Here is a 20390-nt window from a genome sequence, read left to right on the forward strand (position 1 = left end):
GAAAACCAAGAAAAGCAATCTTTTGCAAATAGGTTTTTTTTAATAAAACTAAAGATTTCTATCTTTTTTAAGACGAAATTTCGATCTTATTATTAAAATTTTAACAGTATTTTTATACCCAGACAACTTTTAATGTTTTAAAGACGTCTTAAAAATTAAGAACAAATTATATTTGGTTTAACAAATATTAAACATTTGGTTGTAACATAAACTTTATGTTTGCGTTAACTAACAAACCTATCTATGAAGAAAATTACTTTTATTATTTTATTATTTATTGCATTTTCTATAAATGCACAGATAAAAGGAAATATTACAGATAAAAACGGAGAGCCGCTTTCTTTTGTAAGTGTTTATTTAAATAAAACAGTTACAGGAACCACTACAAATGATAATGGAGACTATATTCTAAACCTTAAAAAAACAGGAAAGTATACTGTAATCTTTCAGTTTATAGGTTTTACCACTTTAAAAAAAGAGGTAAATATTACTTCTTTTCCTTTTAAATTAAATGTGGTTTTAGCAGAGGAAAACGTACAACTACAAGAAATTGTTATTTCTACAAAAGACAATCCTGCAAACAGAATTATAAAAAATGTAATTGCCAATAAAGATAAGAATACAGATAAGTATGCTAATTATACTGCTAAATTTTACTCTAGAGGTTTAACTAGAATAAAAGACGCACCAGAAAAGTTTTTTGGTCAAAGTACAGGTGATTTTGGTGGAGGTTTAGACTCAACAAGAAGTGGTATTATTTATTTATCGGAAACTTTTTCTAATATTTCATTTCAGAAAAATCCAAAGAAATTTAAAGAAAAAATATCTGCTTCTAAAGTATCTGGGCAAGACAATGGTATTAGTTTTAATAGAGCAGAAGAGTCTAAGTTAGATTTGTATGAAAATAGTTTAGAAGTTTTTAATGGTTTGGTTTCTCCAATTTCTTCAAACGGATTTAGTTATTATAAATACAAATTGGTAGGAACATTTTATGATAAAAACGGAAAACTAATTAATAAAATAAAATTAATTCCTAAGCGTAAGAACGATCGTGTTTTTGAAGGTTTTATTTATATTGTAGAAGATGATTGGGCTTTATATGGTACAGATGTTACGGCAACAGGTGCACAAGTAAATATACCAATTGTAAATTCACTAAAATTAAAACAAGGTTATAATTATTCTGAAGAAATAGATGGTTGGGTTTTAATTAACCAAACAATAGATTTCGATATTTCTATTTTTGGTTTTAAACCTAGTGGAAAATTTTCTTATACTTATTCAGATTATAATTTTAAACCAACTTTTACAGAAAGTACATTTACAAATGAAGTTTTATCTTTTGATGAAAATGCAACTAAAAAAGACACTGTTTTTTGGAATAAATTAAGACCTGTTCCTTTAACGCAAGAAGAAATTTCAGATTATAAAATTAAAGACAGTATTAAGGTACTTAGAAAATCTAAAAAATATTTAGATTCTTTAGATGCTAAAGGAAATAAATTTGGTTGGTTAGATCCAATAACTGGGTACACTTTTAGTAATACTTTTGAAGATAAATCTTTCTCTTATAACGGGCCTTTACTAAAAACGGGTTTTAATACAGTACAAGGTTTTTACACTGGCGCAGGTTTTAGCTATTTTAAATCTTTAAATAAAAAAGGAAAATGGTGGGGAGCAGGTGTAAACGCTAATTATGGTTTTTCTGATAAACGTATTAGACCAACCGCTTATTTTTCGAAAAAATGGAATAATATTTCTAGACCAAGGTTGTATGCAACAATTGGTGTAACTACACCTCAATTTAATGAGAGAGAACCTATAAATAGATTAAATAATACCCTTAGTTCTCTAATTAGTAACTTAAATTACTTAAAGATTTATGAGAAACAAGCTGCAGAAATATCGTATTCTCAGGAGCTTAAAAACGGAATTTTTGTATCTGGGTCATTAGGTTACGCAAAAAGAAAACCATTGTTTAATACTACAGATTTTTCTTGGGTTTCTGGCGATAAAAATGGTGGGTATACATCTAATAACCCTTTAGATCCAACAGATTTTACAGTTGGTGCGTTTGCAACACATAATATTGCAACTTTAAATTTAGCAACAAAGTTTGTTTTTGGTCAGAAGTATTTATCGTACCCAGATAGCAAACAAAATATAGGAAATGATAAATACCCAAGTATAGATCTAAGATATCGTAAAACTTTTGCAGCCACAAATTCAGAATTAAATTCAGACGTTTTTATTACAAACATTAAACAAATAATAAATGCAGGTAATTTTGGAAACTTTAGATATAACCTTAGAGGTGGAGTTTTCTTAAAAAAGAAAGAGATTGCTTTTATGGATTTCCTTCAACCAAACGGAAACGAATTAACATATCCTCTTCAAACTGGCGGAATAAATAGTTTTGGCTTGTTAGAATATTACAAGTTTTATTCGAATGATAAATATGCAGAAGCGCATATTCAGCATAATTTTAAAGGCGCTCTTTTAGGTAAAATTCCTTTATTAAATAAGTTGAATTATCATTTAGTTTTAGGTTCTAAGGCGTTGGTTATGGCAGATGCAAAACCATATACAGAGTATTCTGTTGGTTTAGATAATCTTGGTTTTGGTAAATGGCGTTTTTTGCGCTTAGATTATGTGAAATCGAATTACAATGGTGTTTCAGAAAACGGATTCTTATTTAGATTTAGTTTATTCAATTAATTAGTTACAAATGAAAATAGAAGTCCTTTTTTTTGGTATTACTGCAGATTTAATAGGTGAAACTCAACTAGAAATTGAGTTTCAGAACTTAATTTCTGTAGCCGATTTTAAATTGGCATTAAAAGAAAAACATCCACAGTTAAAAAATATTAACTCGTACGCAATTGCTGTAAATGAAGAGTACGCAGAAGATCATTTACTTTTAAAAATAAATGATGTTGTAGCTATAATTCCGCCAGTTAGCGGAGGTTAATTGTTGTGCGTTTTTAGAAAATAAACTTAATTATTTTTTACTAAAGTATTTTTTATCAACATAAAAAGTACCAAAAGGAATTATAGAAGCAACTAAAACAATTGCAAGTGTTTTGTTGTTCCAGTTCATTTCTTTTTTAATTACAATTGCCAAAACAACATATAACATAAATAAAATACCATGAGGCATACCTAGCATTTTTACATAAGAAGCATCGCCTTGAAAATATTTAATTGGTGTAGCTATAAAAAGTAACAATAAGTAAGAGATTCCTTCTAAAAAGCTAATAATTCTGAATATGTTCTTCATCTGTATTTAGGTAATGTCTATTCGAGTAATTTCGAAATTATATAATATTGCAAAAATACAAATTTGTTTCCCTATTTTTGTTGAACAATGCAGAGAACTTCCATAAAAATATCGTCAGAGAAATTAGATTTAAATGAATGCTACAGTTTTGTTGAAGATGATTCTTGCGGCGGAATTTCTGTATTTGTAGGTACTGTAAGAAATGATACGCAAGGTAAAGTGGTAACACAGTTAGATTTTTCTACCTATAAACCAATGGCTATTAAAGAAATGCAGAAAATTGCAGATTTGGTTTTAGAAAAATTCGATGTTAAAAAAATAGCCATTCATCATGCAGAAGGAATGTTACAAATAGGCGAAGTTCCTGTAATAATTACCGTCTCTTCTAAGCATAGAAAAGCTGCTTTTGAGGCTTGTGAATTTGCTATTGATACATTAAAAGAATCTGTACCAATCTGGAAAAAAGAACATTTTTCTGACGGACAAGTTTGGGTAAACGCACATCCGTAATTCTATTTTCAGTTTTTAATTCTTCAGCAAAAAGTATTATTTTTTACTGAAGAATTAAGTAAGAGATATAAATAGGTTTTAGTTTTTGTTAATTGCCTTTCTGCTTTGCAGCCACAAATAAAATTGCAACCCAAATAAAATTGCACCTGCCAATAAATGCACTGCTTGCGTACCTAAAGGAATCTCTGCATAATACATTAAAATACCAGAAATTACTTCTAAGAATATTAAAGCAATAATCCAATTTACAAGTTTGTATCCTAAGTTTTTAATTTGGTTAAGGTAAAACATTCCTATGTTTACTAAAACAATTGCAATAGTAAAAGATCTATGAAAATAGAATTTAAAACTAGGGTTCATTAAGCTATAATTCTTGTTTTCGAAACCAAAAAGTTTTACTTGTTCATCTATAAATTGCCTTACCTGTGTTCCCATTGCAATTTGTATCAATGAAAAAATTACAGAAGCAATTAATAATTTATTAAAAACAGCATTGTATTTAAAGGTTGTTTTCTTATCAGAAATTATAAATTTTAACCATAATAAAAGCGCAATAATAACCAAGCCAAGAACCATATGAATAGTTATCATACCTGGTTTTAAATTGGTGTCTACAACCATTTTACCCAGCGCGCCTTCTACAAGCATTAAAAAGAAGGCACTAAATGCAAGTATTGGAATTCTTTTATCTTTTTTTCTGCGTTTAAATGCTCCGTAAATTAAAAATAGAAATACAAAACCAGCTAAAACAGAAGCTAATCTATTAATATACTCTGTCCAAGTATGGTATTTGTTAAACTTAGCATAATCGTGTTTTGTATAGTTTGCCCAGTTTTTTTTATTGAAGTTTTCTTCTGTTCTTAAATCGTGTTCTGCAACAAACAACGTTTCATTTTTTATAATAATAAAACCTTCCTTATATATAGTGTTTGGTTTCCAGGTAATTTGTTCTTCAGAAGTTGGCGGTATGTAATAACCAAAACATTTTGGCCAATCAGGACATCCCATTCCAGAACCTGTCATTCTAACAACAGAACCTGCTAAAAATATTAAATAAACAGAAATAATAGCTATTTGTACTACTTGTGGAAACCTATTTTTCATTAGAAAAAACTTTTTGCAAAGATACTTCAAAAATAGAGCGTTTAAAAGATTTTAAGCGGTCTTCTGTTATCTGTAAAAATTCTAAATAAAGCAAGTTTATTTGCAAGTAAAAATTATTTTTCAAATTTATTTGATAACCTAATTTTTATTTTTTTTTGATAGATTTTGTTCTAAAAATAAGGTTTTAAGAATGTCAACAGTAGCAGTAACTTAGGCTTTTTAGAGCTTTTAAAATATTGATTATCATTTGTTTGAAAAAACGTTGCTTTTTCGATATATCGATATTTTTTTCGCTATTGTTAAAAACTTCAAGGGATTTGTGAATAACTATGACTTTCATTTTGGAACAAAAAAAGCAATCTTTGTAGAAGTCGTACTTAACGATTAATTAACATTTAAATAACGCCAATTTACCGTGGAAATTACGCAAATAATTAAAAGAGACTCTGAAACTACACTTTTCGAGTTAGATAAGATTACCAACGCTATAGAAAAAGCAATGATTACTGTAAATCATGGTACTAGACAAGACGCTATTGCAATTTCAAATATTGTAAATGGTACTCTATTAGAGAGAAAATTAAACGAACCAGATTATACACCCACAGTAGAACAGGTTCAGGATATTGTAGAGTATAAATTAATGGACAGTCCTTTTCATGACGTTGCAAAGGCTTACATTTTATATAGAGATGAACAAACAAGAAGTAGAAAACCAAATATTTTCGAAAAGAGAATTAATTTAAAACCTTACGATTACCCTGCTTTAGGAGAATATGTAAATGCTATTAGACACTCTTATTGGATTCATACAGAATTTAACTACACAAGCGATATACAAGATTTTAAAACTTCTCTTACAGAAGTAGAAAAAAATGCTATAAAGAATACCATGTTGGCTATTTCTCAAATAGAAGTTGCAGTTAAAACCTTTTGGGGAGACATTTATAAAAGAATGCCAAAACCAGAAATTGGTTCTGTAGGTTCTACGTTTGCAGAAAGTGAAGTTCGCCATCATGATGCTTATTCGCATTTATTAGAAATTTTAGGATTAAATAATGAGTTTAAAAACTTAAAGAAGAATCCTGTAATAATGAAGCGTGTTAACTATTTAGAAGCAGCTTTAAAAAATGTTAATAGCGAAGACAATAAAGATTTTTCTGAATCTATAATTTTATTTTCTCTTTTTATAGAGCACGTATCTTTATTCTCTCAGTTTCTTATTATAATGGCTTTTAACAAGCATAAAAATGTATTAAAAGGAATTTCTAATGTAGTAGAAGCTACTTCTAAAGAAGAGCAAATTCATGGAGATTTTGGTATAGATATTATTAAAATTATTAAAGAAGAAAACCCAGATTGGTTTGATGAAAGCCATAGTTTGTTAGTACAAGAAACGTGTAAAGAAGCGTTCTTATCTGAAAGTAAACTAATAGATTGGATTTTCGAAAAAGGAGAATTAGACTTCTTACCAAAAGATGTAATTAAAGAATTTCTTAAAAATAGATTCAACAAATCTTTAGCAAGTATTGGTGTACCAACGGTATTTGATATTGATGAAAAGTTATTATCTGAAACAGATTGGTTTGATGATGAAATTATTGGAACCAAACACGGAGATTTCTTTGTAAAAAGATCTATTAATTATAGTAAAAGAACAAAAAGTATAACCAGCGACGACTTATTTTAAATTTATGAACCTAAACGACCAAAAGACAACTGAACTTACCGAACACGAACAATTAATTCAAGCTAGAAACATCGCTAGAGAGAAAATGCTTAAAGATAAAAATGAACCAAAAATTGAATGGCTAACAGAAAATAGTCGTAAGTTCTTAGAGTCTGGTTATTTAACAGGAGACACAACCCCAGAAGAAAGAATACGCGAGATAGCAGACAATGCAGAAAGTCTTTTAAATAAACCGGGTTTTTCAGATAAGTTTTATAAATACATGGCTGCGGGTTACTATTCTTTAGCATCGCCAGTTTGGTCTAATTTTGGTAAGAAAAGAGGTTTGCCTATTAGTTGTTTTGGTTCGCACGTGGCAGATGATATGGGAGATATTTTATTCTCACAATCTGAAGTTGGTATGATGTCTAAGTTAGGTGGAGGTACTTCTGGTTATTTTGGTAAACTACGTCAAAGAGGTGCAGATGTTAAAAATAATGGTTCATCATCTGGTTCTGTACACATTATGCAATTGTTTGAAAAAATGGTTGATGTTGTTAGTCAAGGTTCTGTAAGACGTGGTCGTTTTTCACCATACTTGCCAGTAGATCACCCAGACATTAAAGAATTTTTAGAAATAGGTACAGAAGGAAACCCAATACAAGAATTAACGCACGGTGTTACAGTTGGTAACGATTGGATGCAAGAAATGATTGATGGTGATGTAGAAAAAAGAGGTATTTGGGCAAAAATATTACAAAGAAGAGGAGAAATAGGATACCCTTATATTCTTTTTAGAGACAATGCAAACAACGGAACGGTAGATGTTTATAAAGACAAAAACCACGAAATTTATGCAAGTAACCTTTGTACAGAAATAATGTTACCATCTAATGAAGATTGGTCTTTTGTATGTTGTTTATCATCTATTAACTTGGTACATTATGACAAATGGAAAGATACAGATGCAGTAGAAACATTAGCATTCTTTTTAGATGCAGTAATGCAGGAGTTTATTAATAAATTAGAAGTTTACAAAGAATCTGAAGATAGAGACGACCAGTTTACGTTTCGTTTTATGGAGAAAGCCTATAAATTTGCAAAAGAAAATAGAGCATTAGGTTTAGGTGCTTTAGGATGGCATTCTTTATTACAATCTAAAATGCTAGCATTTGATAGCCCAGAAGCATATGACTTAAATAGTGAAATCTTTAAAGTTATTAAAGAAAAATCTTATAAAGCATCTGAAGAAATGGCTAAACTATACGGCGAGCCAGAAGTTTTAAAAGGATACGGAAGACGTAATGCAACTTTAAACGCAATTGCACCAACAACTTCATCTGCATTTATTTTAGGACAAGTATCACAAGGTATCGAGCCAATTTGGTCTAACATTTATGTAAAAGATATTGCGAAGATAAAAACAACAATTAAGAATCCTATTTTAGAAAAACTTTTAGAAGAAAAAGGACAAAATACATCAGATGTTTGGAAAAGCATTAGAGACAACGATGGTTCTGTACAACACTTAAGTATTTTAACAGAAGCAGAAAAAGACGTATTTAAAACGTATTCAGAAATAGACCAAAAAGTAATTGTTTACCAAGCGGCAAATAGACAAAACCATATAGATCAAGGGCAATCTATAAACATTATGGTACATCCAGATATGCCAATTAAAGAAGTAAACGATGTATATATTACTGCATGGAAACTAGGTGTAAAATCTATGTATTACCAACACAGTATGAATGCTGCACAGAAATTTAAACAAAAGAAAGATTGTGCTTCTTGTGAAGGGTAATTAGTAAATTAAATAAATTAAGGAGAGAAGTCGAAAGGCTTCTCTTTTTTTTTGAAGCTATTTCCAGCTTTCACTACTCGCTTTTTTTATTCAGAAAAAGAATAAAAAAGAGCTCAAACAAACCGTTCAATCTGGGCTAAACTTTTTTGTTTGCTTTTAACAAGAGAGAAAGGGAAGTGTCTTTTTGTATCTTCATTTTTTTAATAAATAAAAATCTATTAATGACTTTAAAAACAATACTCTTTATAGTTTTAGGAATCGTCTCTTTTGGAGTTTCTTTATTGGTTAAGAAGAATAAAGAAGAATCTAACAAAACAAGAGAGCGAATGTTGGCAAAAGTTAACCAAGCTAAAAACATAGAGAAATTTAAAAACTCATTAGATTCTCAGCATCCTATTTCAACCTCTATTGTTCATTTATTAGAAAATTTTGAGATACATGATGATGTTGGAAATAAATTAAACGAAGAGGAAATAAAATCCATAGAAAATAAACTACAATTAGAATTACCTGTATCATATAAAATATTTTTAAAGTATTTTGGAGACGGTGGTTCTTGGGTTTTTAGTCAATATATAGACAGTATTCAAAACCATTCTTATCTAAAAAATTATAATAAAAGTTTAGGAGAAACCATTCAATTAGACAAACAAATAATACATGTAGATAGTTTACTTTGTTTAATGACAGAAGATTCTAATGGAGGCGCTTGGTGTTGGTTAACTTCAGAAGAGAAAAAGGACAATGAATGGGCTCTAGCATATTATATCGATCAAAAACTACATTATAAAGTAGAAAACTTTACAGAATGGTTAAATATTCTAGCAAAAGATGGTTATGAAGTTATTAGAGTCTTAGATACAGAAGAAGAACTTGGTTTAGGATAAACGTATTCAAACATAAAAAATAGAAAAGCTTCTCTTTTTTGTTTAATTTCGACAATATTTTATAATTATGATGAACTGGGAACAACTCCTTTCTTTAAAACGCTTTGGCGATACACAAAAACGCGAAAGAATAGCACAAGACGAAACTCGTTTGGGTTTCGATGTAGATTTCGATAGAATTATATTTTCATCAGCATTTAGAAGCCTTCAAGATAAAACACAGGTAATTCCGTTATCTGAAACCGATTTTGTACACACGCGTTTAACGCATAGTTTAGAGGTTTCTGTAGTTGGTAGAACTTTGGGTAGAAGAGTTGGTAAAGTGTTGTTAGAGCGCCACCCAAACCTACAAAAATTAGGTTACACTTTTAACGATTTTGGTGCCATTGTAGGTACTGCTTCTTTAATGCACGATATTGGGAATCCGCCTTTTGGGCATTCTGGTGAAAAAGCAATTGGCGAGTATTTTAAAACAGGTAATGGAGCAAAATATAAAGAACAATTAACAGCCAAAGAATATCAAGATTTAATAGATTTTGAAGGAAACGCAAACGGATTCAAAATTTTAACAGAATCTAGAGAAGGTATTTCTGGTGGTTTAAGATTATCTTATGCAACCTTAGGTGCTTTTTTAAAATATCCAAAAGAAAGTCTGCCAAAGAAACCAACCAATCATATAGTAGATAAAAAATACGGCTTTTTTCAATCGGAAAAAGCAGCCTTTTTAGAGGTTGTAGAAGATTTAGGAATGTTGCAAAAATCTACAGAAGCTATTTCGTTTTATAGACATCCATTAGCCTATTTAGTAGAAGCTGCAGATGATATTTGTTACACAATTATAGATTTTGAAGACGGTATTAATTTAGGTTTAATCGATGAGGAATTCGCTTTAGAATACATGATTAAATTAGTAAAAGATACTATAGATATTAAAAAATACCATTCACTAAAACACAAAACAGATAGAATAAGTTATTTGCGTGCTTTGGCAATTGGTGTTTTAATAAACGAAGCTGTAACTATCTTTTTAGCCAATGAAGAAGCTATTTTAAATGGTACTTTCGAAAAATCTTTATTAGATAAGTGTAAGTATGAGGCACAGATTAACGACATAATAAAGATAAGTGTAGATAAAATCTATAAAAGCACAGAAGTTGTAGAAAAAGAAGTTGCTGGTTATAGAATTATAGCAGATTTATTAGATGTATTTGTTACTGCGCTTAATAATAAATTTGATGGCAATGCATCAAATTTTGATAAGCTAGTTTTAAATTTATTACCAGAAGAATACAAAACAGAAGCAACTAGTTTATATGACAGAATAATGCAAATCTGTAGTTATGTTTCTAGGATTTCGGATAGTTACGCAATACGAATGCATAAAAAATTAACAGGAAATATCCGATAAAACTGTTAATTTTTGTTAAATTTGATTACTTTTTTAAAGAAAACATAAAATATGAATAAAAAATTATCCCTCTCTATTATTGTTGTTGTTGCAATTTCTGCAACTGTTTTAATAAATAGCAATAAAGAATCTAAGTTCGAAAAGAAACAAAAAGAATATGCTGCGTATTTAGCAAATCATCCATATGCTAACAGAGCTCCTTTAAGTAGAGAAGAGTTAAAAGCAATTCCTAAAAAAGACCGTCCAGATTTAGCATTTGAACAAGATTTCTTAAGAACTATGGATCCTAATACAAAAAAGTTACACCAAGATAGATTGGTAAACGCTTTAAAGTATGGTAAAAAAGTAAAACAAGAAGCTACATCTAGAAAAACTGCTGGAACCAATTTTAATTGGGAATCTAGAGGGCCAAAAACAGTTGCTGGTAGAGTTAGAGCAATGATGTTTGACCCTAATGACACAACAGATAAAAGAGTTTTTGCTGGAGGAGTATCTGGTGGAATTTGGAAAAATGATGATATTACAGATGAAAATTCTGCTTGGAGTTTTGTAGATGCAGATATGTCTAATTTTGCAATTTCTGCAATGGATTATGATCCAATAGTAACAACAACATTCTATGCTGCTACTGGTGAAGGTTGGGGAAATGTAGATGCTATTAATGGAGCGGGAATTTGGAAAAGTATAGATGGAGGTCTTACTTGGTCTAATTTAGCTGCAACTGCAAATTTCGAATATGTATTTGATATTGTAGTTAGAAATGAAGGTGGTGAAATGGGAGTTATATATGCTGCTATGGAAGATACAGATGATGTAGAATCTGATGGAACAGATTTGTTTAGATCTGCAGACGGTGGTACAACTTGGTCTATCGTTTCAACAGAAGAAATTAGAGATTTAGAATTAGGTGCAGACAGTAAAATTTGGGCAGGAAATTCTAGAGGTTCTATCTTTTCATCTTCAGACGGTACAACTTTTACATCTAAATACACATCTGCATTAAGTTCTTTAGGTAGAGTAGAACTTGCAACAGCAAAGTCTAATGCCAATGTAGTCTACGCTATAATTACTAGTGCTAGGACAGTCGGTGAAATTGTTAAAACAATTGATGGAGGAGCAACTTGGACTAATATTGATGAACCTTCAGATGTTAGAGATTCATCAATACCAAATGACGATTTTACTCGTGGACAAGCTTGGTATGATTTAATTATAAATGTAAGCCCTACCAATGAAAATGAAGTATATGTTGGTGGTATTAATACTTTTAAAACGTTAGACAGTGGTGGTTTTTGGTTTAAAACTTCTAGTTGGGCTAGTTTTTTTGATAGTTCTGTAAGTTATGTGCATGCAGATATTCATAATATAGTGTTTAGACCTAATCATAATGAACTTCTTATAGCAACAGATGGAGGAGTTTTTTATTCGCCAAATAACGCTATAATACAAACTAGAATTGGTATTGTTCCAAGAAACTTAAATCTTAATATTACCCAGTTTTATTCTGGAGCAATAGATCCTGTAAACATAAACGGTTTTATGGGAGGATCTCAAGATAATGGAACAAATCGTTTCTCAGAACCAGGTATAAGCAATACTACAGAAGTTCTAGGTGGAGATGGAGGTTTTAGTTTTATAGATCAAACAGCAACAAATGGTACAGAAAGTATTTATTATATAGCTTCTACACAACAAAATTCTGCTTATTTATATGATTCTTCAGATCCAGACTCAGAATATGTTACTTTAATAAATAATGGCAAATTAGGTAGTTTTATAAACGCATCAGATTATGATGATGAGAATAATGCCTTCTATTCATTTAATAGTAACAATGAAATTACAAGAGCAACATTAAAAGCCGATTTTGAATACCAAGGAGATAGAGAGGTTTTTAGTGGTGTAAAAGATATAATAACAGCACCTTTTATAGGTAGTGCAGCTGTAACTCATATTAGAGTTTCACCTTATAATAAAGATAATAGAAAAGTTTTTTTAGGAACGGATAGAGGTCGTTTTTTAATTATTAATGCAAATGATGCAACAACTTCTTTAATTAGAACACCAAATGTAATTGGTGCTATTTCTTGTATAGAAATAGGTGTTTCAGAAGAAGAAATGTTACTTACCTATTCTAATTACGGTGTAAAAAGTGTTTGGTACACAATGGATGGAGGAACAAATTGGATAGATGTAGAAGGAAATTTACCAGATATTCCTGTTAGATGGTCTTTATTTAATCCTTTAAACAGAAAAGAAGTTATTTTAGCAACAGAAATAGGTATCTGGAAAACAAATGATGTAACAGCAACACCTGTTGTTTGGGAGTCTACATCTTCTGGTATGGGAAATGTGAGAGTAGATATGTTACAATACAGAGCTTCAGATAATTTAGTTTTAGCAGCTACACATGGTAGAGGTATGTTTACTAGTAACTTTACAGATGGTACAGCTTCTGTAGACGATGTTTTATTAGATAACAAGGCTTTTACAGTGTATCCAACAATTTCTAAAGGAAACTTTACTGTTTTTGCTAAAAGTTCTTTAGGGAAAGCTAAAATGAATATTTTTGATATCTCTGGAAGACAAGTTTATACATCTAACCTAGATTTTAATGTGAATGAAAAACAAGCAGTTTCAATAAATGTAAGTTCAGGTATTTATATTGTAAATTTAGTAGATGAAAACAATAAAAAATCTTCTAAAAAGATTGTAATAGAATAGTATTTAACAATTAGATATAATAAAAAAGACGCTTTAATTAGCGTCTTTTTTTATGCTTTAGAAAATAGGTTTGCTAAACTTTTAGCATCTAAACCAATTTTATTTTGAAGCTGTAAAACACTTCCATGTTCTATAAAATTATCTGGTATACCTATTGTTTTTATTTTATGGTGATAGTTGTTCTCAGAGGCAAACTCTAAAATAGCAGTTCCAAAACCACCTTTTACAGTGCCATCTTCAACTGTAAATATAATTGTATGTTTTTTGAAAATGGTGTGTAATAAATTTTCGTCTAAAGGTTTTACAAAACGCATATCGAAATGAGAAATCTCACTTTTATTTTTTAAAAGACTAATAGCTTCAGAAACATTTTTAGAAATTGTACCTACAGCTAAAACAGCTGTTTTAGTACCTTCTTTTAAGGCAACTCCTGTGCCAATTTCTATTTTTTTAAAAGGTTGTTGCCAGTGGATAATTGTACCTGTTCCTCTTGGGTAACGAATAGCAATTGGGTTTTTTAAACCTAATTGAGCAGTGTATAAAATATTACGTAATTCAATTTCATTTCTTGGCGCAAAAATAATTAAATTAGGAATTAAGCGTAAATATGCCAAATCGAAAACACCATGATGTGTTGCACCATCTTCCCCCACCAAACCGGCTCTGTCTAAACAAAAAATAACAGGTAAATTTTGCAAAGCAACATCATGAATTACTTGGTCATAAGCACGCTGTAAAAATGTAGAATAAATATTGCAAAATGGCATTAAACCTTGTGTTGCCATACCTGCAGCCAAAGTTACTGCGTGTTGTTCTGCAATACCAACATCAAACGTTCTTTTCGGAAACTTTTCTAACATCAACTTTAACGAACTTCCTGTTAACATTGCTGGTGTTATACCTACAATTTTATCGTTTTGTTCTGCTAATTCAACAATTGTTTTTCCAAAAACATCTTGGTATTTTGTATATAAACTTGCTGCTTTTGGTATGCGTTCTCCAGAAATTTTATCAAATTTTCCAGGAGCATGATACGTAACTTGGTCTTCTTCAGCTTGCTGTAAACCCTTTCCTTTTGTAGTAATTACATGTAAAAATTTAGGGCCTTTTACTGTTGTTAATCGTTCTAATTCGGCTAAAACTTTTGGTAAATTATGCCCATCAATAGGACCAGAATAATCAAAATTTAAAGCTTTTATAATGTTATTCTGAGCCGCTAATTTTCTATCTGTTTTTACCTTCGTTAAATACTCTTTTAAAGCACCAACAGAAGGATCGATTCCAATAGCATTGTCATTTAAAATAATTAATAAATTTGCTTTGGAAACGCCTGCGTGGTTTAAAGCCTCAAAAGCCATTCCGCTAGCAATAGAAGCATCTCCAATAACTGCAATATGTTGTTTTTCTGTTTCTCCTTTTAAGTTTGATGCAATTGCCATTCCTAAAGCAGCAGAAATAGAAGTAGATGAATGGCCAACACCAAAAGCATCGAATTTGCTTTCTTTTCTAGAAGGAAAACCTGCAATACCACCAAATTGTCTATTGGTATGAAAAACATCTTTTCTACCTGTTAAAATCTTGTGGCCGTATGCTTGGTGGCCAACATCCCAAACTAACAAATCATTAGGAGTGTCAAATAAATAATGAATTGCAATTGTAAGTTCTACAACGCCTAAACTTGCACCTAAATGACCTTCTTTTGTAGCGACAATATCTATAATAAATTCGCGTAAATCTTTTGCCAACTGAGGCAATTGAGCAGGATTTAATTTTCGTAAATCTTTTGGATTTGATATGTTTTCTAACAAGTTCTTCATTCGAATACAAAAATACAATATAACTTTGTGAGTTTGTAAAACAGCCTTTAATAAATACAAATCTATCGCAAATATTTTACTTAATTTTGTGATTCATAATCAATAACACATGATTCAACCTTTCGACGATATTTATTTTATGAAAAAAGCCTTTCAAGAAGCAGAAAATGCTTTCGATAAAGGCGAAATACCTGTAGGAGCAATTATTGTTTTTAAAGATCAAATAATAGCAAGAGCACACAATTTAACAGAAATGTTAAATGATGTAACAGCACATGCAGAAATGCAAGCATTTACTTCTGCTGCAGATTTTTTAGGAGGCAAATATTTAAAAGATTGTACATTGTATGTAACTTTAGAACCTTGCCAAATGTGCGCTGGTGCAAGTTATTGGACCCAAATTGGTAAAATAGTTTATGGCGCATCAGAACCAGAAAGAGGTTTTATCAACTTAAAAACAACATTACACCCTAAAACAAAAGTAGTTGGCGGAGTTCTAAAAGATGAATGTTCGCAACTTTTAAAACGTTTTTTTCTTGAAAAGCGTAATTTAAATTAAGACAAATAATGGCAGAAAAAATATTCGATGTAGTTGTAATTGGTGGAGGTCCTGCAGGAGGACAAGTTGCTAGAAATTTGTCTAAAAAAGGGCGTAAAGTTTTATTAGTAGAGCGTTTTCCTTCTTTTTTAGATAACAATTTTTCTAGTGCTGGTATGACATTAGAACCTTTAAAAGAATTTAATTTGCCTGATAAAGTTATTGGCGCATATTGGAAAAACATTACAATTCAATGTACAAAAAATAGTTATTTTTGGAAAGGAAATACAAATAAAGGTGTTGTTTTAGATTATGGAAAATTAAAACAATTTTTAGCTGATGATGCAAAGAGCTTTGGCGGAGAAATTTTAACTGGTTATAAATATATCAGTAAAAAAGTAAACGAAAAAACTGTAATAGTATCTCTGCAAAAATCAAAATCTAAAGAAATTATTGAAGTAGAATGTAAGTTAGTTGTTGATGCTACAGGACCACTTAGAAAGGTTATGTATGATGATAAAGAAGTACAACCTACTATGAATTTAGGAAGTGGTACAGAATATTTAATTGAAGTAGCACCAGAAATTTATGAGAAATACAAAGATCAATTGGTGTTTTTTTTAGGACATAAATGGGCTATTAAAGGTTATTCTTGGATCTTTCCTATGGAACAAAATATTTTAAAAGTAGGTGCAGGAAAAACACATTTAAAGTCTCTTAATCAGAAAAATACAGATATAACTACAAAGAAAATTACCGAGCAAATTATTAAAGAATATTTAAAATGTGAATCGTATAAATTGTTAGATAAACATGGTGGAATTATTAGATATAGTGAAGGGTTAAAAGATAAGTTTTATGAGAATAAGGTAGTTGCTGTAGGAGATGCTGTTTCTGCGATAAACCCAAGAGGTGGTGAAGGAATACGTTATGCAATGCAAAGTGCAGATTTAGCATGTGTTTATATTGATGAATATTTGGTAAATGGTAAAACAAACTTTAATAATTATAGAAAAAAATGGCGCAGAAAAAAACTTTTTAAATGGCGTTTAAGTGAATTTTCTAGTCAAAGAATGTATAGCAAATACACAGATAATCAAATAGAGAATAGAGTTCTATTTTTTTATGAAAATTTTAAAATAGACGTTTTAATTGATAGTTTATTCAATTTTAAATACAACCAAATTTTTTATAGAGTTTTTAAACTTATTTTGTTAAAAGTGCAATTTATGTTTAAAAAAGAACGATTCTAAAAATGTTAAATATTTAATAAAAAAATCACAAAAATTTGTGAGATAGTTTGTTTTAGAGAACTTTACGTTAACTAATCAAATTCTCTTACTAAATGAAAAATTTTTTACTCTTTTTCTTATCTTTTTTTGCTGTTTTAGCAATTTCAGCACAAGAAACTCCAAAACCAAATTACAGAGCTGCTGCTAAATATTCTCCAACAAACTTGGCGAAAATGGTGCATTCTACAAATGTTAGTCCGCATTGGTTAGAAAAAGGAAACCGTTTTTGGTATTCTTATAAAACATCTGAAGGATCTAATTACTATTTAGTAGATGCAGACAAAAAATCTAAAAAATTACTTTTCGATAATGTTAAAATGGCAAAATGGTTAACACAAATAACCAAAGATCCTTATGACGCAAAACACTTACCACGTTTCAGTTTTAAATTTAATGAAGCAGAAAATGCCATTCGTTTTAGAGTAACAGCTACAGAAGAAGTTGCTGTTGTAGATGATAAAAAAGACGAAAAGAAAGATGAGGTTAAAAAAGATTCTGTTGCTACGAAAAAAGCAAAAGATAAGAAACCTAAGATGGAGAAGAAAGTGTACCATTTTGAATACAGATTGGGTAGTAACGGATTAACTATTTTAGATAATAAGAAGAAAGAAAAAGAAGAATGGAAACGTTGGGCAAATGTTGCGCCAGATAGTTCTGTAGTTCTATATTCTAAAAATTATAACTTGTATTGGATGGATAAAATAAACTTTAAAAAGTTTATTAAGGATGAAAAAGATAGTACAGTTGTAGAAAACCAATGGACTAAAGATGGAGAAGAAAACTACGGTTATGGTGGTGGTTCTAGAGGAGATAATGTAGATAAAGAAAAAAATAAAGACAAAAGAAAAGGAGTTTGGGGTACTTGGTCTCATGATTCTAAAAAGTTTGTTTTTCAAAAATCTGACTCTAGACATATTAAAGATTTATGGGTAATTAACTCTACAGGTAAGAAAAGACCAACGTTAGAAACGTATAAATATCATATGCCAGGTGAGCAAGAATATTACAAATCTGAATTGTTAATTTTTGATATTCCTACAAAATCGCATGTAAAAGTTGCTTTAGATACAATTAAACAACAAAGTATATCTGTTTTTAATGCTCCTAGAAAACAATCTAGTAGAGATGATGATTTTACACCTTCTTTATTACTTTCTAAAAAAGGGAAAATTTATTTTAGCGTAATTTCTAGAGATCGTAAAAAGTACGATATTAATGTTGCAGATCTAAATACTGGTGAATATAAAACCTTAATTGAAGAGCGTTTTAATACGTATATAGAATCTCGTCCGTTAGTTTTATTAAACAACGAAACAGAAATGTTGCATTGGGCAGAAAGAGATGGTTGGGCACATTTTTACTTATATGATGCTCAAGGAAACTTAAAAAACCAAGTTACAGAAGGCGATTTTCATGTAAGTGGTTTTGCTGGTTTAGACGAAAAATCTAGAACATTATATTTTACAGCAAATGGAGTTAATAAAGAACAAGATCCTTATTATTTACATACGTTTAAAATTAATTTAAACGGAAGTGGAATGCGTACTTTAGATAAAGGAGATTTTACTGCAACGTCATCTATGTCAGATTCTAATAAGTATTTTGTAAGTAACTATTCTAGAGTAAATACAGTGCCAAAATCTGAACTTAGGGATGTTAATGGTAAAAAAGTAATGGACTTAGAAACTGCAGATTTATCTCAATTAATGGCTTCTGGTTACAAATTTCCAGAACCATTTAAAGTAAAAGCAGATGATGGAATTACAGATATTTATGGTGTTATGTATAAGCCTTTCGATATGGATTCTACCAAAGTTTATCCACTTTTAGAATATGTGTATCCTGGTCCACAAACAGAAGCTGTAAACAAATCTTTTTCTTACAGAATGGATCGTTTAGATAGAATGGCGCAAGTTGGTTTTGTGGTAATTACTTTAGGAAACAGAGGTGGTCATCCAGATAGATCTAAATGGTACCACAATTATGGTTATGGAAACTTACGTGATTATGGACTTGCAGATAAAAAATATGTAGCGCAACAATTAGCGAACAAACACAAATTTATCGATATCGAAAAAGTAGGAATTTACGGTCATTCTGGTGGAGGTTTTATGTCTACAGCAGCAATGTTAGTATATCCAGATTTCTTTAAAGCGGCGGTTTCTTCTGCAGGAAATCATGATAATAATGTGTACAATTCTTGGTGGAGTGAAACACATCATGGTGTTAAAGAAGAAATAGATGCGAAAGGAAAAATTTCTCACAAATATAAAATTGATGACAATCAATCTTTAGCAAAAAATCTAAAAGGACATTTAATGTTAATTCATGGAGATATGGATAATAACGTAAACCCTGCAGGAACTATAAGAATGGCAAATGCATTAATTAAAGCACACAAACGTTTTAAATTTATGGTTATGCCAGGACAAAGACATGGTTTTGGAAGCATGACAGAGTACTCTTTCTGGTTAAGAGCAGATCATTTTAGTAAGTACTTGCTAGGAAAAGAAGCTACAGATGCAGATATTCTGTTTATGAATTTAGATAAGCCAATGAATAGATAATCTGTCTATTAAATAGCTTTTGATAATAACAAAAAACTCCGAATGAAAATTCGGAGTTTTTTTATGCTAAATTTTTAATTAGTCTTCTACATATTCTAAAATATCTGCAGGTTGGCAATCTAACGCTTTACAAATTGCTTCTAATGTAGAAAAACGAACTGCTTTTGCTTTCCCAGATTTTAAGATGGATAAATTTGCAGTTGTAATACCAATTATTTCTGCCAACTCTTTACTTCGCATTTTACGTTTGGCAAGCATTACGTCTAAGTTTACTATAATTGCCATGTTATATTGTTAAGTCGTTTTCTTGTTTTTGGTTTTTTGCAATTTTAAATACCTCACTTAATACTAAAAAGAATAAGCCTAAACAAATAATTACTAAATGCTGATTTAAACCAAACTCTAAAGATATTTTTTGTTCGTAATAAACGTTACTTATTATTGAAACTATTAACGAAATGAAACCAGAAATTGCTAATAAGTTTCCTGTTTTTTGAAACGATCTTATAACAGTTACTTCAAATATTTTTACTCTTATAAAATGGTTTAGTACTTTTCTGAAAAAATATAATGCCGCAATAATTAATAAATAATTTAGAGCAGAGATAACAAATAATACTTTTGATAATAACGTATCGTTATTAAGACCTATTGAGTTTATTTTGATGTTTAATTCCCCTAAATCTACAAAGAAAATAGCAACAGAGAACCCCACAATTATTAATACTACTGGCATGGAGAATATCCAAAGTAAATCTACAATCGCTTTTAAAATATTAATTTTTCTCAT

16 protein-coding genes are annotated in these 20390 nt (G+C 30.0%); 11 read left to right on the plus strand and 5 right to left on the minus strand.

Features of this window, described 5'->3' with window-relative positions:
- The first annotated feature begins 243 nt into the window (after window positions 1-243).
- Both SHK09_RS02545 and SHK09_RS02550 read left to right on the plus strand, forming a co-directional pair.
- Window positions 244-2718: a DUF5686 and carboxypeptidase regulatory-like domain-containing protein gene (locus tag SHK09_RS02545; protein ID WP_319809202.1), complete on the plus strand. Its 2475-nt coding sequence runs from the start codon at window positions 244-246 to the stop codon at window positions 2716-2718.
- A 10-nt stretch (window positions 2719-2728) separates the two neighbouring features.
- A complete protein-coding gene (locus SHK09_RS02550) occupies window positions 2729-2971 on the plus strand; it encodes a MoaD/ThiS family protein (protein ID WP_319809203.1) in 243 nt (80 codons plus the stop codon).
- 30 nt (window positions 2972-3001) lie between these two features.
- On the opposite strand, the gene SHK09_RS02555 is transcribed toward SHK09_RS02550, so the two are convergent.
- Window positions 3002-3280: a DUF3817 domain-containing protein gene (locus SHK09_RS02555; protein ID WP_319809204.1), complete on the minus strand. Its 279-nt coding sequence runs from the start codon at window positions 3278-3280 to the stop codon at window positions 3002-3004.
- Between the two features lie 87 nt (window positions 3281-3367).
- Here SHK09_RS02555 and SHK09_RS02560 point away from each other — a divergent pair, with 87 nt between their 5' ends.
- On the plus strand, window positions 3368-3790 hold the full coding sequence (locus SHK09_RS02560; RefSeq protein ID WP_319809205.1) for a molybdenum cofactor biosynthesis protein MoaE: 423 nt from the start codon (window positions 3368-3370) through the stop codon (window positions 3788-3790).
- 78 nt (window positions 3791-3868) lie between these two features.
- Here the strand turns inward: SHK09_RS02560 and SHK09_RS02565 are convergent, their stop codons facing one another.
- The gene (locus SHK09_RS02565; RefSeq protein WP_319809206.1) at window positions 3869-4894 is read right to left on the minus strand and encodes a COX15/CtaA family protein; all 1026 of its coding nucleotides are present in this window, start codon (window positions 4892-4894) and stop codon (window positions 3869-3871) included.
- A 415-nt stretch (window positions 4895-5309) separates the two neighbouring features.
- On the opposite strand from SHK09_RS02565, the gene SHK09_RS02570 reads away from it, so the two are divergent.
- The 5 genes from SHK09_RS02570 (at window position 5310) to SHK09_RS02590 (ending at window position 13386) form a co-directional block, all read left to right on the plus strand.
- Window positions 5310-6584: a ribonucleotide-diphosphate reductase subunit beta gene (locus SHK09_RS02570; RefSeq protein WP_319809207.1), complete on the plus strand. Its 1275-nt coding sequence runs from the start codon at window positions 5310-5312 to the stop codon at window positions 6582-6584.
- A gap of 4 nt (window positions 6585-6588) precedes the next feature.
- Complete coding sequence (locus SHK09_RS02575) at window positions 6589-8367, plus strand: ribonucleoside-diphosphate reductase subunit alpha (protein WP_319809208.1); 1779 nt, start codon at window positions 6589-6591, stop codon at window positions 8365-8367.
- A gap of 221 nt (window positions 8368-8588) precedes the next feature.
- Window positions 8589-9254, plus strand: coding sequence for an SMI1/KNR4 family protein (locus SHK09_RS02580; protein WP_319809209.1), 666 nt, complete (start codon window positions 8589-8591; stop codon window positions 9252-9254).
- 70 nt (window positions 9255-9324) lie between these two features.
- Complete coding sequence (locus SHK09_RS02585; RefSeq protein ID WP_319809338.1) at window positions 9325-10662, plus strand: deoxyguanosinetriphosphate triphosphohydrolase; 1338 nt, start codon at window positions 9325-9327, stop codon at window positions 10660-10662.
- Between the two features lie 51 nt (window positions 10663-10713).
- Window positions 10714-13386 (plus strand): T9SS type A sorting domain-containing protein, encoded by a 2673-nt coding sequence (locus SHK09_RS02590; protein ID WP_319809210.1) that lies wholly within the window; start codon window positions 10714-10716, stop codon window positions 13384-13386.
- A 50-nt stretch (window positions 13387-13436) separates the two neighbouring features.
- Here SHK09_RS02590 and dxs read toward each other — a convergent pair whose 3' ends face one another.
- Window positions 13437-15203 carry a 1-deoxy-D-xylulose-5-phosphate synthase gene (dxs, locus tag SHK09_RS02595; protein WP_319809211.1) on the minus strand — a complete coding sequence of 589 codons (1767 nt, stop codon included), beginning with the start codon at window positions 15201-15203 and terminating at the stop codon, window positions 13437-13439.
- Window positions 15204-15312: 109 nt separating this feature from the next.
- On the opposite strand from dxs, the gene SHK09_RS02600 reads away from it, so the two are divergent.
- The 3 genes from SHK09_RS02600 (at window position 15313) to SHK09_RS02610 (ending at window position 19600) form a co-directional block, all read left to right on the plus strand.
- Complete coding sequence (locus SHK09_RS02600; RefSeq protein ID WP_319809212.1) at window positions 15313-15762, plus strand: nucleoside deaminase; 450 nt, start codon at window positions 15313-15315, stop codon at window positions 15760-15762.
- A gap of 8 nt (window positions 15763-15770) precedes the next feature.
- Window positions 15771-16994, plus strand: coding sequence for an NAD(P)/FAD-dependent oxidoreductase (locus SHK09_RS02605; RefSeq protein ID WP_319809213.1), 1224 nt, complete (start codon window positions 15771-15773; stop codon window positions 16992-16994).
- Window positions 16995-17086: 92 nt separating this feature from the next.
- On the plus strand, window positions 17087-19600 hold the full coding sequence (locus SHK09_RS02610; protein WP_319809214.1) for a S9 family peptidase: 2514 nt from the start codon (window positions 17087-17089) through the stop codon (window positions 19598-19600).
- A gap of 78 nt (window positions 19601-19678) precedes the next feature.
- Here the strand turns inward: SHK09_RS02610 and SHK09_RS02615 are convergent, their stop codons facing one another.
- Complete coding sequence (locus SHK09_RS02615; RefSeq protein ID WP_319809215.1) at window positions 19679-19885, minus strand: helix-turn-helix transcriptional regulator; 207 nt, start codon at window positions 19883-19885, stop codon at window positions 19679-19681.
- Between the two features lies 1 nt (window position 19886).
- On the minus strand, window positions 19887-20390 hold the full coding sequence (locus SHK09_RS02620) for a DUF2975 domain-containing protein (RefSeq protein WP_319809216.1): 504 nt from the start codon (window positions 20388-20390) through the stop codon (window positions 19887-19889).

Origin of the sequence: Polaribacter sp. PL03 (assembly GCF_033875165.1) — a bacterium.
Lineage (GTDB): Bacteria > Bacteroidota > Bacteroidia > Flavobacteriales > Flavobacteriaceae > Polaribacter.

What these genes read in the sequence shown, in the direction of transcription:
- SHK09_RS02585 (WP_319809338.1), top strand. Translation starts at nt 9,325, where the DNA reads ATGAACTGGGAACAACTCCTTTCTTTAAAACGCTTTGGCGATACACAA.
- dxs (WP_319809211.1), bottom strand. Translation starts at nt 15,203, where the DNA reads ATGAAGAACTTGTTAGAAAACATATCAAATCCAAAAGATTTACGAAAA.
- SHK09_RS02565 (WP_319809206.1), bottom strand. Translation starts at nt 4,894, where the DNA reads ATGAAAAATAGGTTTCCACAAGTAGTACAAATAGCTATTATTTCTGTT.
- SHK09_RS02615 (WP_319809215.1), bottom strand. Translation starts at nt 19,885, where the DNA reads ATGGCAATTATAGTAAACTTAGACGTAATGCTTGCCAAACGTAAAATG.
- SHK09_RS02605 (WP_319809213.1), top strand. Translation starts at nt 15,771, where the DNA reads ATGGCAGAAAAAATATTCGATGTAGTTGTAATTGGTGGAGGTCCTGCA.
- SHK09_RS02590 (WP_319809210.1), top strand. Translation starts at nt 10,714, where the DNA reads ATGAATAAAAAATTATCCCTCTCTATTATTGTTGTTGTTGCAATTTCT.
- SHK09_RS02620 (WP_319809216.1), bottom strand. Translation starts at nt 20,390, where the DNA reads ATGAGAAAAATTAATATTTTAAAAGCGATTGTAGATTTACTTTGGATA.
- SHK09_RS02555 (WP_319809204.1), bottom strand. Translation starts at nt 3,280, where the DNA reads ATGAAGAACATATTCAGAATTATTAGCTTTTTAGAAGGAATCTCTTAC.
- SHK09_RS02610 (WP_319809214.1), top strand. Translation starts at nt 17,087, where the DNA reads ATGAAAAATTTTTTACTCTTTTTCTTATCTTTTTTTGCTGTTTTAGCA.
- SHK09_RS02545 (WP_319809202.1), top strand. Translation starts at nt 244, where the DNA reads ATGAAGAAAATTACTTTTATTATTTTATTATTTATTGCATTTTCTATA.
- SHK09_RS02580 (WP_319809209.1), top strand. Translation starts at nt 8,589, where the DNA reads ATGACTTTAAAAACAATACTCTTTATAGTTTTAGGAATCGTCTCTTTT.
- SHK09_RS02550 (WP_319809203.1), top strand. Translation starts at nt 2,729, where the DNA reads ATGAAAATAGAAGTCCTTTTTTTTGGTATTACTGCAGATTTAATAGGT.
- SHK09_RS02560 (WP_319809205.1), top strand. Translation starts at nt 3,368, where the DNA reads ATGCAGAGAACTTCCATAAAAATATCGTCAGAGAAATTAGATTTAAAT.
- SHK09_RS02600 (WP_319809212.1), top strand. Translation starts at nt 15,313, where the DNA reads ATGATTCAACCTTTCGACGATATTTATTTTATGAAAAAAGCCTTTCAA.
- SHK09_RS02575 (WP_319809208.1), top strand. Translation starts at nt 6,589, where the DNA reads ATGAACCTAAACGACCAAAAGACAACTGAACTTACCGAACACGAACAA.